The 15,599-nt window shown below is 63.0% G+C and carries 17 protein-coding genes; 7 read left to right on the forward strand and 10 right to left on the reverse strand.

Annotated features, from left to right (window positions below; all coding sequences use genetic code 11):
* Positions 1-96 precede the first annotated feature (96 nt).
* The 4 genes from thrC to NKH21_RS04165 are packed head-to-tail and all read left to right on the forward strand — an operon-like array spanning position 97 to position 6,304.
* The gene (gene thrC / locus NKH21_RS04150; protein ID WP_352661039.1) at positions 97-1,494 is read left to right on the forward strand and encodes a threonine synthase; all 1,398 of its coding nucleotides are present in this window, start codon (positions 97-99) and stop codon (positions 1,492-1,494) included.
* A gap of 14 nt (positions 1,495-1,508) precedes the next feature.
* Complete coding sequence (locus tag NKH21_RS04155; protein WP_023674150.1) at positions 1,509-2,801, forward strand: M16 family metallopeptidase; 1,293 nt, start codon at positions 1,509-1,511, stop codon at positions 2,799-2,801.
* Between the two features lie 15 nt (positions 2,802-2,816).
* Positions 2,817-3,413 (forward strand): GNAT family N-acetyltransferase, encoded by a 597-nt coding sequence (locus tag NKH21_RS04160; protein WP_352661037.1) that lies wholly within the window; start codon positions 2,817-2,819, stop codon positions 3,411-3,413.
* Positions 3,414-3,415: 2 nt separating this feature from the next.
* Positions 3,416-6,304 (forward strand): EAL domain-containing protein, encoded by a 2,889-nt coding sequence (locus tag NKH21_RS04165; protein ID WP_292657502.1) that lies wholly within the window; start codon positions 3,416-3,418, stop codon positions 6,302-6,304.
* Between the two features lie 23 nt (positions 6,305-6,327).
* On the opposite strand, the gene NKH21_RS04170 is transcribed toward NKH21_RS04165, so the two are convergent.
* On the reverse strand, positions 6,328-6,936 hold the full coding sequence (locus tag NKH21_RS04170) for a YqgE/AlgH family protein (protein ID WP_352661032.1): 609 nt from the start codon (positions 6,934-6,936) through the stop codon (positions 6,328-6,330).
* 147 nt (positions 6,937-7,083) lie between these two features.
* On the opposite strand from NKH21_RS04170, the gene NKH21_RS04175 reads away from it, so the two are divergent.
* The 3 genes from NKH21_RS04175 (at position 7,084) to NKH21_RS04185 (ending at position 9,100) form a co-directional block, all read left to right on the forward strand.
* Positions 7,084-7,890: a protein-disulfide reductase DsbD domain-containing protein gene (locus NKH21_RS04175; RefSeq protein WP_352661029.1), complete on the forward strand. Its 807-nt coding sequence runs from the start codon at positions 7,084-7,086 to the stop codon at positions 7,888-7,890.
* An 83-nt stretch (positions 7,891-7,973) separates the two neighbouring features.
* Positions 7,974-8,474: a peroxiredoxin gene (locus NKH21_RS04180; RefSeq protein ID WP_352863188.1), complete on the forward strand. Its 501-nt coding sequence runs from the start codon at positions 7,974-7,976 to the stop codon at positions 8,472-8,474.
* 146 nt (positions 8,475-8,620) lie between these two features.
* A complete protein-coding gene (locus NKH21_RS04185) occupies positions 8,621-9,100 on the forward strand; it encodes a DUF2938 domain-containing protein (protein WP_352661024.1) in 480 nt (159 codons plus the stop codon).
* Positions 9,101-9,118: 18 nt separating this feature from the next.
* Here NKH21_RS04185 and rnhA read toward each other — a convergent pair whose 3' ends face one another.
* The 9 genes from rnhA to NKH21_RS04230 all read right to left on the reverse strand — a co-directional run bounded on the left by rnhA (position 9,119) and on the right by NKH21_RS04230 (position 15,587).
* Positions 9,119-9,658 carry a ribonuclease HI gene (rnhA, locus tag NKH21_RS04190; protein WP_352489622.1) on the reverse strand — a complete coding sequence of 180 codons (540 nt, stop codon included), beginning with the start codon at positions 9,656-9,658 and terminating at the stop codon, positions 9,119-9,121.
* Positions 9,655-10,617, reverse strand: a complete 963-nt coding sequence (locus NKH21_RS04195) for a homoserine kinase (protein ID WP_352661020.1) — start codon at positions 10,615-10,617, stop codon at positions 9,655-9,657. The genes rnhA and NKH21_RS04195 overlap by 4 nt, the downstream gene beginning before the upstream one ends.
* Positions 10,618-10,622: 5 nt before the next feature.
* Positions 10,623-11,627 (reverse strand): 4-hydroxy-3-methylbut-2-enyl diphosphate reductase, encoded by a 1,005-nt coding sequence (ispH, locus tag NKH21_RS04200; RefSeq protein ID WP_352661017.1) that lies wholly within the window; start codon positions 11,625-11,627, stop codon positions 10,623-10,625.
* Between the two features lie 107 nt (positions 11,628-11,734).
* Positions 11,735-12,490: an SURF1 family protein gene (locus NKH21_RS04205; RefSeq protein WP_352661014.1), complete on the reverse strand. Its 756-nt coding sequence runs from the start codon at positions 12,488-12,490 to the stop codon at positions 11,735-11,737.
* Positions 12,487-12,873, reverse strand: a complete 387-nt coding sequence (locus tag NKH21_RS04210) for a DUF983 domain-containing protein (protein ID WP_352661012.1) — start codon at positions 12,871-12,873, stop codon at positions 12,487-12,489. Before NKH21_RS04210 ends, NKH21_RS04205 begins: the two co-directional genes overlap by 4 nt.
* An 82-nt stretch (positions 12,874-12,955) precedes the next feature.
* Positions 12,956-13,837: a cytochrome c oxidase subunit 3 gene (locus NKH21_RS04215; protein WP_023674137.1), complete on the reverse strand. Its 882-nt coding sequence runs from the start codon at positions 13,835-13,837 to the stop codon at positions 12,956-12,958.
* Between the two features lies 1 nt (position 13,838).
* Positions 13,839-14,471, reverse strand: coding sequence for a cytochrome c oxidase assembly protein (locus NKH21_RS04220; protein ID WP_292657471.1), 633 nt, complete (start codon positions 14,469-14,471; stop codon positions 13,839-13,841).
* A gap of 7 nt (positions 14,472-14,478) precedes the next feature.
* Positions 14,479-14,646: a cytochrome c oxidase system small membrane protein gene (locus NKH21_RS04225; protein WP_502903347.1), complete on the reverse strand. Its 168-nt coding sequence runs from the start codon at positions 14,644-14,646 to the stop codon at positions 14,479-14,481.
* Entirely contained in the window at positions 14,643-15,587 is a 945-nt protein-coding gene (locus NKH21_RS04230) for a heme o synthase (RefSeq protein WP_352661009.1), read from the reverse strand. The genes NKH21_RS04225 and NKH21_RS04230 overlap by 4 nt, the downstream gene beginning before the upstream one ends.
* Positions 15,588-15,599 lie beyond the last annotated feature (12 nt).

Below are 15,599 nucleotides of genomic sequence, written 5' to 3' on the forward strand. Positions count from 1 at the left end.
GTATATCAACCGCGCGGCAAAAATGCGACTGAGCCTGCGCAGAAATCCACCACCTCGCGGCGGGCGAAAATTCCCGGCAGCAATGGAAACGTGACGATGCAATATGTGAGTACCCGCGGGGAAGCGCCCGCGCTTGGATTTTCCGACGCGGTGCTGGCCGGACTGGCGCGCGACGGCGGGCTTTACCTGCCGAGTGCCTGGCCGCTTTTTTCCGCAGCCGAGATCCGCGCCATGCGCGGCCTTGCCTATCCCGATCTTGCCATCCGTGTGCTGTCGCCGTTCATCGGCGGCGAGATCGCGGCGCCGGTGTTCGAACGGCTGGTGCGCGAAGCCTATGCGACCTTCCGCCATGAGGCCGTCTGCCCGCTGGTGCAGACCGGGCCGAACAGCTTCGTGCTCGAGCTCTTCCACGGCCCGACGCTCGCGTTCAAGGATGTGGCGATGCAGCTTCTTGCTCGGCTGATGGACCATGTGCTGGCCGAGCGCGACCAGCGCGCCACCATTGTCGGTGCCACCTCCGGCGACACCGGAGGGGCCGCCATCGATGCCTTTGCCGGGCGCAACCGCACCGACATCTTCGTGCTTTTCCCGCACGGCCGCGTCTCGCCGGTACAGCAGCGGCAGATGACGACCTCGACCGCCGCAAACGTCCATGCGTTGGCGATCGAAGGCAATTTCGACGACTGCCAGGGCCTGGTGAAGGACATGTTCAACGACCACGGCTTTCGCGACCGGGTATCGCTGTCCGGCGTCAACTCGATCAACTGGGCCCGCATCATGGCCCAGATCGTCTATTATTTCTCCTCCGCGCTGTCGCTCGGCGCGCCCGACAGGCCGGTTTCCTTCACCGTGCCGACCGGCAATTTCGGCGACATCTTCGCCGGCTATGCCGCCAAGAAGATGGGGCTGCCGATCGAACGGCTGATCATTGCCACCAACGACAACGATATTCTGGCGCGCACGCTGGCGACCGGCGAATACCGCATGAAGGGGGTCTTTTCGACCACGTCGCCTTCGATGGACATCCAGGTGTCTTCGAACTTCGAACGCTTGCTGTTCGAGGCAGCCGGCCGCGATGCCTCGACCGTACGGCGCTACATGGACGGGCTCAAGCAGTCCGGCGCCTTCACCATCGAGGCCGGCGAAATCGCCAGGATCCGCTCCGAATTCGACGCCGGCCGCGCCACTATGGACGAGGTCGCCGCCACCATCCGCACCACACTTGCGGCGAGCGGCTATCTGCTCGACCCGCATACGGCCGCAGCCGTGCATGTGGCCGCCGGCAAGGTTGCGGGTGAGGTGCCGATGGTGGTGCTGGGCACTGCGCACCCGGCAAAGTTTCCCGCCGCCGTCGAAGCCGCCAGTGGCGTGTCGCCTGCCCTGCCTGCATGGCTAGGCGGGTTGATGAGCGCCGAGGAAAAATACACGGTACTTCCATCCGACCTGAAAATGGTGGAAGATTATCTCGGCCGCCACGCGCGGGCGGCGCGTTAGGGAGTAATTGCCATATGGGTGTTGAGGTAAGCCGTCTGTCGAACGGCCTGACAGTCGCCACCGAAACCCTTCCAAGCCTCGAATCTGTTGCCCTTGGCGCCTGGGTCAAGTCGGGCGCACGCAACGAGCGTGACGAAGAGCACGGAATGGCGCACTTGCTCGAGCACATGGCTTTCAAGGGCACCAGGCGGCGAAGCGCCTTCGAGATCGCCTCGGAGATCGAGGACGTCGGCGGCGAGATCAATGCCGCCACCAGCGTCGAGACGACCTCCTATTATGCAAGGGTTCTGAGCGACGACGTGCCGCTGGCCGTCGATATCCTTTCCGACATCCTGCAGGAATCCGAATTCGATCCGCAGGAGCTGGAGCGCGAGCAGCATGTGATTCTGCAGGAGATCGGCGCCGCGCACGATACGCCCGACGACGTCGTTTTCGATCACTTTACCGAGACCGCCTTTCGCCACCAGACTATCGGCCGCTCGATTCTCGGCACGCCGGAAACCGTCAAATCCTTTACTTCGAAGCAGCTGCACGACTTCATCGAACGACAGTACGGCGCCGAGAACATGGTGATGGTGGCGGCCGGCGATATCAAGCACGACGATTTCGTGCGCGAGGTCGAAAAGCGTCTCGGTAGCTTCCGCGGCAAGGCCGATGGCACCATCCCGCAATACGCGCAGTATGTCGGCGGCGATTTTCGCGAGGACCGCGACCTGATGGACGCCCAGATCGTGCTGGGTTTCGAGGGCCGCGCCTATCACGTCCGCGATTTCTATGCCTCTCAGGTCCTGTCGATGATCCTGGGTGGCGGCATGTCGTCGCGGCTTTTCCAGGAAGTCCGTGAAAAACGCGGCCTGTGCTATTCGGTCTATGCCTTCCATTGGGGTTTTTCCGACACCGGCGTCTTCGGGGTCCATGCGGCGACCGGACAAAGCGATATTGCCGAGCTGGTGCCTGTGATCATCGACGAGCTGCAAAAGGCCGGTGAAAACATCCTGCAGGAGGAGCTCGACCGGGCGCGTGCCCAATACCGCGCCGGGCTGATCATGTCGGCCGAGAGCCCGGCCAGCCGCGCCTCGCAGATCGCCAGGCAGTTGCTTCTGTTCGGCAGGCCGATCGCCAAGGAAGAGCTGATGGAGCGGCTGGCGGCGTTGACCGTCGAGCGGCTGACGGATCTGTCGTCTCGACTTTTTTCGACCAAGCCGACGCTTACAGCCGTCGGGCCGGTGGGTACGCTCGCGCCCTATGAGGCGATCCTCGATTCGCTTTCGGGCACGCAGACCACTGCCCGTAAGCTTGCCGTCTAAGCCTATTCGAGCGTCGTGTTCGCGCTCCCTTTCTTTCGCCGCGACCTGCCGGCACTGAAGGGCGAGCTTGTCACGCTGCGCGTACCGCTGACCAGCGACTATCGCGAGTGGTCGGTGCTGCGCAGCGAAAGCCGCGCCTTTCTTGAGCCGTGGGAGCCGCGATGGACCCCTGACGAACTCGACCGCACGGCGTGGCGGCATCGTATCGGCCGCTACCGCGAGGACTACGCGCAGGGGACGGCGATCGCCTTCTTCATCTTCGAGAAAAGCAGCGGCAAGCTGGCCGGCGGTATCACCCTCGGCAATATCCGCCACGGGGTCGCCCAAAGCGGCCATATCGGCTACTGGATCGGCGAGCGCTTCAGCGGACGCGGCCTGATGACCGATGCCGTCAAGGTGGTGACGCGTTTCGCCTTCGAAACGCTGCGATTGCACCGGATCGAAGCTGCCTGTATCCCCGATAACGCCCGGTCGATCCGCGTGCTTGAAAAAGCCGGATTCCGGCGCGAAGGACTGCTACGATCCTATCTCAGGATCAACGGCATCTGGCAGGACCATTACCTATACGCCCGAATCGCGGACGATCCGCCGGGCGTTGGAACAAAGGGCTGATTTTGACGAATTTTCTGCGCAACGGGTCGCTGCTTGCCTTTATGCTGGCGGCAATCGTCACGCTCTGCGCGGCATCCTCGGCGTTTGCCGTCGAACCGATCAAGATCGCCCGCGACGACGTGGCGCTCGACCTTTCAGGCGCCGTCGAAATCTACCGCAACCAGGGCGAGAATTTCCAGGTCTCGACGGCACCCGGCCCGGACGGGATCGTGCGGCGCATCGAGGTCGAGGCCAATGACGCTCGCTCGACCGGCGACTGGGCGGTGTTCGCGCTCGCTAACACCACCGACCAGCAACTCGACAGGCTGATTGTCGCACCGCATTTCCGGCTGGTGAATTCCGGCCTGTTCTGGCCGGATCTCGGCTCGACCCGTATCGCCGCGATCACGCCCAGCGAAGGCTTTGCGCTCGACCGCCAGACCAGCCCCGACGCCGACGTGTTCCGGGTCACGCTGAACCCCGGAACGGTGATTACCTTCATCGCCGAGCTCGCCTCGCCCAAGCTGCCGCAGGTCTATCTGTGGGACCCTGAATCCTACAAGGACTCGGTCAATTCCTACACGCTGTTTCGTGGCATCGTCATCGGCATCGCCGGCCTGCTGGCGCTGTTCCTGACCATTCTTTTCGTCGTCAAGGGGACCTCGATGTTCCCGGCAACGGCGGCCCTAGCCTGGGCGGTGCTTGCCTATATCTGCGTCGATTTCGGCTTTCTCAACAAGATCATAGAGATCTCACCGGGCAATGAGCAGATGTGGCGCGCCGGAACGGAGGTGGCGCTCGCGGCGACCTTCGTGGTGTTCCTGTTTGCCTATCTCAACCTCAACCGGTGGCACGGCCATTTCAGCTACGGCGCACTGGTCTGGATTCTCGGGCTGGTGCTGATCGCCGGCGTCGCCATCATCGATCCGGCGGTTGCCGCCGGCATTGCCAGGCTGTCCTTCGCCGCCACCGCGCTGACCGGGCTCGGCCTGATCATCTTCCTCGGTATCCGCGGTTACGACCGCGCCATCATGCTGGTGCCCAGTTGGGTGATGGTTCTACTGTGGCTATGCGGATCGTGGATGGCGATCACCGGCATGTTGGACAACGACATCGCCCAGCCGGCGCTGGGCGGCGGGCTGATCCTCATCATCCTGCTGATCGGCTTCACCGTGATGCAGCACGCTTTTGCCGGCGGCGCCCTGCATCAGGGCCTGTTCTCCGATCTCGAGCGCCAGGCGCTGGCGGTTGCCGGATCGGGCGATACTGTGTGGGACTGGGACGTGCTGCGCGACCGCGTCGTCACTCGTCCCGACGTCAGCATCCAGCTCGGTCTTGCCCCCAACAGCCTCGGCGGTCCCGCCCGCAACTGGCTGCCGGTGCTGCATGCCGACGACCGCGACACGTTTCGCACGACGCTCGACGTGGTGCTCGAGCACCGGCGCGGCCGGGTGTCGCAAAACTTCCGCCTGCGCGGCGCCGACGGGCACTATCACTGGTTTGCGCTGCGCGCCCGGCCGGTGATCGGCTCGGACGGCGAGGTCATCCGCTGCGTCGGCACCATGGTCGACGTGACGGAGCAGAAGAAATCCGAGGAACGGCTTCTGCATGACGCCGTGCACGACAATCTGACCGGCCTGCCCAACCGCGAGCTGTTCATGAACCGGCTGGAGGCGATCATTTCGATCGCCCGCACCGAAGAGAAGGTGCGCCCGACCGTCTTCGTCATCGACATCGACCGCTTCAAGCAGGTCAATGACGGGCTCGGCATCTCGGCGGGCGACACCATCCTTTTGACCATCGCGCGGCGGCTGCACCGCCTGCTCAAGCCGAAGGATTCACTGTCGCGCTTTGCCGGCGACCAGTTCGCGCTGATGCTTTTGTCGGAGCAGGATCCGGCTCGCATCGCGGCCATTGCCGATGCCATCAAGCACGCCATCAACAACCCGATCACCTTCGCCAAGCGCGAGATCGTGCTGACCGCCTCGATCGGGCTGATCACCTGGACCTCCACGCAGACCTCAGCCGAGGACATGGTCAAGGATGCCGAGCTTGCCATGCATCAAGCCAAGCGCTTCGGCGGAGACAGGATCGAGCCGTTCCGGCCCGCCTTCCGCACGGTCGGCACCGACCGGCTGCAGTTCGAGTCCGACCTGCGCCGCGCCATCGAGCGACGCGAATTCACGCTTGCCTATCAGCCGATCGTGCGGCTGGAGGACGGCAGCGTTGCCGGCTTCGAAGCGTTGCTGCGCTGGGACCATCCGCGGCGCGGCATGATCCCGCCGGCGGATTTCATTCCGGTTGCCGAAAACTGCGGCCTGATCGTGCAGCTTGGGCTGTTTGCCATGCAACAGGCTGCCGAAGACCTGGCGGGATGGCAAAAGCAGATCGGCGATGCACCGCTGTCGGTCTCGGTCAATCTGTCCAGCCGCCAGCTCATCCGCCGCGACCTGGTCAGCGACGTCCGCTCGGTGATCGCGCGGGCCAATCTGAAACCGCGCTGCTTCCGGCTCGAACTCACCGAATCGCTGGTGATGGACAATCCCGAGCAGACCGCTCATGTGCTGACCAAGCTGAAGCAGCTTGGCATCGGCCTGTCGCTGGACGATTTCGGCACCGGCTATTCATCGCTGGCCTATCTGACGCGCTTTCCGTTCGACACCATCAAGATCGACAAGAGCTTCGTCGACGACGCGACGCCGAAACGCGCGGTGCTGCTCAAATCCATGGTCAACATGGCGCATGAGCTCGGCCTGTCGGTCGTTGCCGAAGGCATTTCGGACGAAAGCGATGCGCTGGAGCTGCGGCAGATGGGCTGCGAATACGTGCAAAGCTTCATGTTCGGCGCACCGATGCCCGGCGACCAGGTGCTGAAGACGCTGAAGGAACAGTATCCGCTCACTCAAGCGTGACGAGTTTCGGGACGTGATGAGGCTCAGGCGTGACCGGCAGCTAGGCTGAGATGCGCGAGATCGATGCCGATCGAGGCAAGGATCCGGTCGTATTTGCGGTCGATGTCGGCGTCGAACAGAAGCTCGGCACTTGCCGGGCAAGTCAGCCAGCCATTCTCGGCGATCTCGCTTTCAAGCTGGCCCGCACCCCAGCCGGCATAGCCGAGCGCCATCAGCGCCCGCCGTGGTCCGCGGCCGGAGGAGATGGCACGCAAAATGTCGACGGTCGCGGTCAGGCAAACGTCGTCGGACACAGCGAGCGAGGATTCCACCCGGTAGTCGCCCGAATGCAGGACGAAGCCGCGGCTGCGATCCACCGGTCCGCCATTGCGTACGACGAAGTCGCGCGCCGGCGCCGGCAGGCGGATCGCCTCCATCTCGTTCATGATGCCGAGCTGCACGAGCAAGTCCGGAAACAGCATCTGCTGCGTCTGGTTGATGATCAGCCCCATCGCGCCTTCGTCGCTGTGCGCGCAAATGTAGATGACAGAGCGCGTGAAGCGGTCGTCCTTCATGCCGGGCATGGCAATCAGGAACTGGTCGTCGAGAAAGCCAGGTCCTGCGGCCGTCCTTTTATGGCGCAACAAATCCATGGCCACAGCGTAACGCGTTTCCGGGGCGTCGAAAAGATGGGCGGCGCCCGATTTGATCTGGCTCGTAAATCGAAGGTCACGCAAATATGATGCCGGCCGCGTCATGAAATCATTGTGCGGCCATCAACGGACGATCAAATCACCGTCATGCAAAGCTTGAAAATCCTGCTGCTTAGTGTGGCCATTGGATCGGCGACCGGCTCCCCCGCGTCAGCCTCCTCGTCGGCCTGGTACAACAGCGAAGGCGGCAGGGTGCGGCTGGTAACGAGCGGCAAAGCCGACGAGGCCGGACGTCTCCAGGGCGTCCTCGACATTGAGCTGAAGCCCGGCTGGAAAACCTATTGGCGCGATCCGGGCGATGCGGGCGTGCCGCCACAGATCGACGTCTCGGCCAGCACCAACATTGCCGACGCGACGCTTTCGTTTCCGCCGCCGCAACGCCATGACGACGGCTATGGCAAATGGGCCGGCTACGACCACCCGGTTTCGTTGCCGGTGACGTTCACGCTTGCCGCGCCCGGCCAGCCGGCCGTCATCGATGCGGACATTTTCCTCGGCATCTGCGAAACCATCTGCATCCCGGTGCAGACAAGACTGACCGTCGATCCCGGCGCCGATCCGGACAACGCCGAGGATGCGACACTGGTCAAGGCAGGCCTTGCAACCCTGCCCGCTGCCGCGACTCCTGGTTTCGGCATAAACGTACTGCCGGGCGACCACGAAACGCTGATTGTCGAAGCGAGCTTTCCGGGCAGCCCCGAGGGCGCCGACTTCTTCGTTGCCGGCGAACGCGACTACATGTTCGGTGCCCCGGCACGCAGCGAAAAGGATGGCAAGCTGATCTTTACTGTGCCGATCCTCGACAGGCCGTCGACAACGCCAATCGATGGCGGCCTGCACTACACACTGACTAGTGCCGCTGGCGCGGTCGAAGGCCTGCTGCCTTTTCCGTGATGCCAACGTCTGGACGGTTGCCGGGAGCGCCTTAGTTCGCTATCGCAAGGACACTCCCTTTCCATTCTCAAGCGAGGACCATCATGACGATCTCCGTTGGCGACAAACTGCCCGATGCGACCTTCAAGACAATGACCGCCGACGGTGCAAAGCCGATCACGACGGGCGAGATATTCTCAGGAAAGACGGTCGTGCTGTTTGGCGTTCCAGGCGCCTTCACGCCGACCTGCAGCAACAATCATCTGCCCGGCTACCTGGATAATTTCGACGCCATCCTGGCGCGCGGCGTCGACACTATCGCCGTTGTCTCGGTCAACGATGTTCACGTCATGGGGGCTTGGGCCCGCTTCAGCGGCGGTGAAGGCAAAATCCTTTATCTTGCCGATGGCAATGGCGATTTCGCCAAATCGGTCGGCCTCGACGCCGACCTCTCCAGCGGCGGCATGGGGCTGCGCTCGAAGCGTTTTTCGATGATCGTCGACGACGGCAAGGTCACCGCGCTCAATGTCGAGACAAAGCCCGGCGTCGACGAATCCGGTGCGGCTCACATTCTGGGACAGCTTTCCGTCCTGGCGACAGCCTAGGCCAGGCACGGCAAAGGGCGCCTTCGAGCGCTCAACGTCCAAGGACGCTGACTTTTGCATCGGCGCATGATCCTTCCGAAAGCCAACCCGGCTTTCGGGGCCATGCGTCGGCCCTTCGGGACTGCTTGCTTTTGGGGACCTCGATTATGTCTGACATCGTCTGGCGCAGCGTCGCGATCGGTATCGGCGCAACCGCGCTTATGGATATCTGGGCGATTTTCCTGAACAAGGCGTTTGCTCAACCGCGGCCGAACTGGGGGCTGGTCGGCCGCTGGGTCTGGCATCTCAGGGAAGGCAAGGTCTTCCATGACGACATTGGCGATGCCTCGCCCCACGCCCATGAATCAGCGCTTGGCTGGGCCTTTCATTATGCTGTCGGCATCGTCTACGGCATCATACTGGTCGTGCTGGCCGGAACGGCCTGGCTCACCGCGCCGACCTTTCTGCCAGCCTTTATCCTCGGCATCGTCACAGTCGGCGCCGGGTGGTTTTTGCTGGCGCCCGGCATGGGTGCGGGCTGGGCTGCTTCGAAGCGCCCCAATCCGATGCAGGTCCGCGCCCTCAATCTTGTGTCGCATACGGTGTTCGCACTCGGACTGTTCGGCACCGCCCTTCTGATCCGCTGACACGCCAGCTCAACCGGATCAATAACTCTGGGTCGAGCGCCGAACCTTCTTGGCCGCCGATTGCTTGGACTGGGTGCCTTGCTTCGGCGGCACGGAGGCGAGCACGGGTTTCGCCGACTTCGTCTTGAATGGCGCCATGCCGAGCCGCGCCAATTCATCGGCGCGCTCGTTCTCGGGATGGCCGGCATGGCCCTTGACCCAATGCCAGGTGACCTGGTGGCGGTTGCGCGCCGCGTCGAGCTGCTGCCACAGCTCGGCATTCTTCACCGGCTGCCGGGCGGCGGTCTTCCAGCCGTTGCGCTTCCAGCCATCGATCCAGCCGAAAATGCCGTCCTTGACGTAGTTGCTGTCGGTATAGAGGTCGACGACGCAAGGCTCCTTGAGCGCATTGAGCGCCGAGATGGCAGCCAACAACTCCATGCGGTTGTTGGTGGTCAGAGCCTCGCCACCATGGAGCTCCTTGATGGCGCCGTTGAAGCGCAGGATTGCGCCCCAGCCGCCAGGCCCGGGATTGCCCGAACAGGCACCATCGGTGAAGATTTCGACGCGCTTGGTCATGTCAGTCCATATTCGGAAGGAGAATTGATCGCCCGGTGGAAGCGCATCCGGCGGATATACTCGGTCGGGTCGCGTTTCATCACCAGCCCGCCGTCCGGGACCGTCAGCCAATCGTAGAGGCGGGTCAGCATGAAGCGCAGCGCCGAGCCGCGCGCCAGCATCGGCAGCGCGGCTTTCTCGTCACTGCTCAACGGCCGCACGCTCTGGTAGCCGGCAAGCAGCGCCGTGCCCTTGGTCAGATTGAAGGAAAAATCCTTCTCGAAGCACCAGGCGTTGAGGCACGTGGCAACGTCATAGGCGTAGAGGTCGTTGCAGGCGAAATAGAAGTCGATCAGCCCGGACAGTTTCTCGCCGAGGAAGAACACATTGTCCGGGAAAAGATCAGCATGGATGATGCCTTGCGGCAGACCGTTCGGCCAGTTCCGCTCGAAATCAGCGAAGTCGGCATCGACCTCGGCCGCCAGTCCCGGCTCGACCTCGTCGGCGCGGGCGCGGGCGGCGTTCCACAGCTTGCGCCAGCCATCGATGGCAAGGGCGTTGGGGCGGGTCATCGGAAAATCCGCGCCGGCGAGATGCAGTGCCGCCAGCGCCTTGCCGACCTCGCCGCAATGCGCAGCCATCGGCCGCCGCAGCGACAGGCCTTCGAGAAAGGTGATGACGACCGCCGGCCGGCCGGCAAGTGTTCCGATCACACCGCCATCATGTGCGGTGACCGGGAGCGGGCACGAAATGCCCTTTCTGGCGAGGTGGGCCATGAGGCCGAGAAAGAACGGCAGGTCAGCCTTGTCGACGCGCTTTTCGTAAAGCGTCAGGATGTAGGAGCCGAAGCTGGTGTGCAGCAGAAAATTCGAGTTTTCGGTGCCTTCGGCGATGCCCTTGTAGGACAAGAGGTCGCCGATCGGATAGTTCCTGAGGAATGCGCCGAGCTCGCCCTCATTGACGTCCGTGTAGACCGCCATCGTTGCTACGCGGCTCCGTTGACGAAGGCCATGTCGGCTGCCGTCAGTTCGACATCGCGCAACACCCGCATCACCGGAAAGTCCTCCGTCTCGGTCGCCGTCACGGCCAGCTCGATGGTCACGTCGAAGCGCTGCCTGAAAGCATCGACGATCTCGTCGACGATGATCTCCGGCGCCGAGGCGCCCGCCGACAGGCCGAGCGTCGAAATGCCGGCAATGTCATTCCACGGAATTTCGGAGGCGCGCTGCACGAGAAGCGACATCGAAGCGCCGGCGCGCTCGGCCACTTCGACCAGGCGTCGCGAGTTGGAGGAGTTAGGTGCGCCGACGACCAGGAAGAGATCGGCGCCGGCCGCTGTTTCCTTGACCGCTTCCTGGCGATTGGTGGTGGCATAGCAGATCGATTCCGCCGCCGGCGCATGCAGCTCGGGAAAACGCTGCTGCAGGGCGCGAATGATACCGGCGGTGTCCTCGACCGACAGCGTCGTCTGGGTGACGAAGCCGAGCGCTTGCGGGTCTGCAGGCACGAAGCTTGCGGCGTCGGCCTCGGTCTCGACCAGAGTGACCGCGCCGTCCGGCAACTGGCCCATTGTGCCGATCACCTCCGGGTGCCCGGCATGGCCGATCAAGAGCACGTGGCGGCCAAGCCGCTGATGGCGCATCGCCTGCTTATGGACTTTCGAGACCAGCGGGCAAGTCGCGTCGAGATAGAAGAGATTGCGGGACTGGGCGTCTGCCGGCACCGATTTCGGCACGCCATGCGCCGAAAAGACGACCGGGCTCTGGCGATGCTCGGGCGGGATCTCGGAGAGTTCCTCGATGAACACCGCGCCGAGGCTTTGCAGCCCTTCGACGACGTAGCGGTTGTGCACGATCTCGTGGCGGACATAGACCGGCGCGCCGTATTTCTTCAGCGCCAGCACGACGATCTGGATGGCACGGTCGACGCCCGCACAGAAACCGCGCGGCTGGCAAAGCCGGATGGTCAGCGGTGGCTTTGTGTGAAGCATGATTGCATCTTACGCTGATTGTAGGCCGGTTGATCCGGTTATGACTTCTGAGCTCAAGGCGCGAAATGAGGTGTGCGACCCTGCCCTGTCAAGGGTTGTGGCGGCGATCATTGGTCTTTCGCCGGGCGGCGGAGCCAGGAGATGAGGACACCGGCAAGGGCGGCGGCAAGGCCGTACCAGGTTATCGCATATTGCAGATGGCTGTTCGGCAGGTCGATGACGGTGACACCGCCAACCGGCAGCCCGCCGGGGTTAGCCACGGCGTTCGCATCGATGAAGATCGGCACCAGCGCCGCACCTGCCGGCAGGCCGGCGCTCGAGGCCATCGCGTCACGATCTTTCCAGTAGAAGATGTTCTTATGCGGATCATTGTCGGGAAGCATCATCGAGGGCTTGGCCGGCAGCGGGTTGCGGGCGAGCCCCGTCACCGTCACTTCGCCCGTCGCCTGCCCCTGCGGCCGCTTGGCTGGGTCCTTGAAATCGTAAGGCACGAAGCCGCGGTTGATCAGTACGAAACGGCCATCGTCGAGCTGCAGCGGCGTGAAGACGTCGAAACCGGACTGGCCTTCCCAGGTGGCGAGGAAATGCCGCTCGCCTTGATGCCGGAAAGTGCCGGTCACCGTTACCGGCGTGTAGTCCACGTCGCCGGTGGCAGCAAACCGCTTTTCGACCTCGGCCAATGGCACAGGCGCCGAATGCGTGCGCTGGTCTATCGTCTGGAGAAGGCCCTCTTTCCAGTGCAGGCGCTGAACCTGCCAGGTGCCGAGCGCCAGCAGTATCAAAAACAGGACGACACCCAGGGCGAGCGCCAATGCGCGCTTCGGCCGCGACCGGCCGGCCACCGAACCCGATGCCTCGCTCATTCGCCGCGATCCAGCCGGCCCTCGGCCGCCTTGTTGCGGTATTGCAGCGTCAGCAGCACGCCCTTGATCAGCCGGAGCGCCGCCAGGCAAAGCACAAGCGTCAGCGGAATCCACAGCAGCAGATGCAGCCAGAGCGGCGGATTGAGCGTCACCTCCATCCACAGCGCCAGGCCGACGACGATGAAGCCGATGATCAGGATAACGAACACCGCCGGCCCGTCGCCGGCATCGGCGAAGGAATAATCGAGGCCGCAATTGGTGCAGCGATTGCCGACCGTGAGGAACCCTGAGAACAGCTTGCCCTCGCCACAGCGGGGGCAGCGGCCATGCAGGCCGGCCGAGATCGCATCGATTGGTGGCCAGATCGCCTTGTCGTCGCTCATGAGGTCATCCTAGGAGCATTTGCCGCAAAAGATAAGGCGGCCACGTCGCCGCAGCCGCCTTGTCGATTTCCTCAGCTCGATCTCAGTGCGGTTCGATCATCGCGCCGTTCGATGCCCAGACGTAGATCGAGGCAAACAGGAACAGCCACACCACGTCGACGAAGTGCCAGTACCAGGCGGCGGCCTCGAAGCCGAAATGTTGCTTGGGCGTGAAGTCGCCCTTCATGGCGCGGATCAGGCAGACCAGCAGGAAGATCGTGCCGATGATGACGTGGAAACCATGGAAGCCGGTCGCCATGAAGAAGGTGGCGCCGTAGATCGAATCCCTGAAGCCGAACGGCGCGTGCATGTACTCGTAGGCCTGCACCATGGTGAACAGCATGCCGAGGCCGACGGTCAGCACCAAGCCGTTGATCAGGCCTTTGCGGTCGCCGTGGATGAGCGAGTGGTGCGCCCAGGTCACCGTGGTGCCCGACAGAAGCAGGATGACGGTGTTGTAGAGCGGCAGATGGAAGGGGTCGAGAACTTCGAGGCCCTTGGGTGGCCAGACGCCGCCGGTGAAGGCGGTACGGGCGTATTGATGGACCTCGCCCGGAAACAGGCTGGCGTCGAAGAAGGCCCAGAACCAGGCGACGAAGAACATCACCTCGGAGGCGATGAACATGATCATGCCGTAGCGCAGGTGCAGCGACACGACACGGGTGTGGTGTCCCTCATGCGCTTCCTTGATCGTATCCGACCACCAGGCGAACATCGTGTAGATGACGATCAGCAGGCCGATGAAGAACAGCCATGGATTGGCGACATTGAAACCGAAGATCGGGAAATCGCCGCCCTTGAGGTATTGCATGTAACAGACGCCGCCGAACGCGGTCACCAGCGCCCCGACGGAGCCCAGGAAAGGCCACGGGCTCGGGTCGACGAGGTGGTAGTCATGTTGTGGTTTTGCGTGTGCGTCTGCCATATCAACCCCCGAGGCTTGCTTCGGTATCTGAAATCTTGTTGCGGCGGCCGTCGGCCGGCACCGATGATGCGACCGGCTTGGTCTTGTCGACCGGGAACATCGTGTAGGACAGGGTAATCGTCCTCAAATCCTTCAATTCCGGCGCGTTGACGATGTCGGGATCGACATAGAACACGACCGGCATGTCCAGTGTCTCGCCCGGCTTCAGCGTCGTGTCGGTGAAGCAGAAACACTCGACCTTGTTGAAGTAAGGTCCGGCCAGCTCAGGCTGTACATTGAAGGTGGCCCGTCCGGTGATGGGCCGGCTGAATTTGTTCGTCGCGCTGAAATGCGCCTCGGCGGTCTCGCCGATCTTGATGGTGATCGAGCGGGCGACCGGTTGGAATTGCCAGGGAACCCCGACCGTGTTGGCATCGAAGCGGATGGTGATGTCGCGGTCGAGCACCCGGTCGGCATATTGCTGGGTCGCCCTTTTGACGGTGCCGCCGTAGCCTGTCGCCTGGCAGAACATCGCATAGAGCGGCACCGCGGCGTAGGCCATGCCGATCATGCCGCCGAAGAACGCGATGCAGACGCCGGCGACGACACGGTTCGTGTTTTTCTTCGTAGGATCGGTGACTGTTTGCCTGGTCATCGTCAGCTCACATCGAGCCGGGGAAACTGTGACCAAATTTCACGATGGTCGCGACGTAGAATATGACGACCAGCGCCGCCAGCGCGAAACCGATTGCGGCCGAGCGATTGCGGCGGGCCTTCTGCTGACGTTCGGTCAGCGTGACCAGTTCAAGCTTCTTGTCGACCATGCTCATGCTCCACCGATGGTCAGCGCGCGCGCGACGACGCAATCGCCAAGGTAGGTGGCGAAGATGGCGAAGAGATAAAGCAGCGAATAGCCGAACAAGGCCTTGGCCGGCCTCATCGCCCTGTCGTCATCGGCCATTTGCAGCACCTTCCACGCATACCAGACGAAGCCGGCGCCGAGCAGCAATGCAACGATGCCATAGGCCGGCGTGGTGAAGCCGAGAACCCATGGCAGCACGCCAACCGGCGCGAGGACCAGCGCATAGGCAAAGATCTGGCGTCTGGTCGCGGGATGGCCGGCAACATTCGGCATCATCGGAATACCTGCCTTGGCGTAGTCCTCCGACTTGAACAGTGCGAGCGCCCAGAAATGCGGGGGCGTCCACAGGAAGATGATCAGGAACAGCACCAAGCTTTCGAGGCTGATCGATCCGGTGACCGCCGCCCAGCCGATGACCGGCGGAATGGCACCGGCGGCCCCGCCGATAACGATGTTCTGCGGCGTCCAGCGCTTCAGCCACATCGTATAGATAACGGCATAGAAAAAGATGGTGAAGGCTAGAAGCGACGCTGCCAGCCAGTTGACCAGCACGCCGAGCGTCATCACCGACAGAACCGACAGCACCAATCCGAAGCTCAATGCCTCGCCTGGCCGGATGCGGCCGGCCGGCACGGGACGGCCGGCGGTGCGCGTCATCACCGCATCGATGTCTGCGTCGTACCACATGTTGAGCGCACCGGATGCGCCAGCACCAATGGCAATAGCCAGGATCGCTATCACCGCCAGCAGCGGATTGATGGTCACCGGGGCGGCGACCATGCCGACAAACGCGGTGAACACCACCAGCGACATGACGCGCGGCTTCAGCAGGGCGAAGAAATCGCCCGCCGTCGCTTCCGACATGCGGAAGCCCGGCTCGTCAATCAGTCCGTCTTCGGCAAGGGCCATGCGTACTAAAGT

The organism is Mesorhizobium sp. M1329 (genome assembly GCF_040318035.1).
Lineage (GTDB): Bacteria > Pseudomonadota > Alphaproteobacteria > Rhizobiales > Rhizobiaceae > Mesorhizobium.

Coding starts and splice junctions, on each gene's coding strand:
- NKH21_RS04230 (WP_352661009.1), bottom strand. CDS start 15,587: ATGGCCCTTGCCGAAGACGGACTGATTGACGAGCCGGGCTTCCGCATG.
- thrC (WP_352661039.1), top strand. CDS start 97: ATGCAATATGTGAGTACCCGCGGGGAAGCGCCCGCGCTTGGATTTTCC.
- NKH21_RS04205 (WP_352661014.1), bottom strand. CDS start 12,490: ATGAGCGAGGCATCGGGTTCGGTGGCCGGCCGGTCGCGGCCGAAGCGC.
- NKH21_RS04175 (WP_352661029.1), top strand. CDS start 7,084: ATGCAAAGCTTGAAAATCCTGCTGCTTAGTGTGGCCATTGGATCGGCG.
- NKH21_RS04170 (WP_352661032.1), bottom strand. CDS start 6,936: ATGGATTTGTTGCGCCATAAAAGGACGGCCGCAGGACCTGGCTTTCTC.
- NKH21_RS04185 (WP_352661024.1), top strand. CDS start 8,621: ATGTCTGACATCGTCTGGCGCAGCGTCGCGATCGGTATCGGCGCAACC.
- rnhA (WP_352489622.1), bottom strand. CDS start 9,658: ATGACCAAGCGCGTCGAAATCTTCACCGATGGTGCCTGTTCGGGCAAT.
- ispH (WP_352661017.1), bottom strand. CDS start 11,627: ATGCTTCACACAAAGCCACCGCTGACCATCCGGCTTTGCCAGCCGCGC.
- NKH21_RS04225 (WP_502903347.1), bottom strand. CDS start 14,646: ATGAGCATGGTCGACAAGAAGCTTGAACTGGTCACGCTGACCGAACGT.
- NKH21_RS04220 (WP_292657471.1), bottom strand. CDS start 14,471: ATGACCAGGCAAACAGTCACCGATCCTACGAAGAAAAACACGAACCGT.
- NKH21_RS04155 (WP_023674150.1), top strand. CDS start 1,509: ATGGGTGTTGAGGTAAGCCGTCTGTCGAACGGCCTGACAGTCGCCACC.
- NKH21_RS04210 (WP_352661012.1), bottom strand. CDS start 12,873: ATGAGCGACGACAAGGCGATCTGGCCACCAATCGATGCGATCTCGGCC.
- NKH21_RS04215 (WP_023674137.1), bottom strand. CDS start 13,837: ATGGCAGACGCACACGCAAAACCACAACATGACTACCACCTCGTCGAC.
- NKH21_RS04195 (WP_352661020.1), bottom strand. CDS start 10,617: ATGGCGGTCTACACGGACGTCAATGAGGGCGAGCTCGGCGCATTCCTC.
- NKH21_RS04180 (WP_352863188.1), top strand. CDS start 7,974: ATGACGATCTCCGTTGGCGACAAACTGCCCGATGCGACCTTCAAGACA.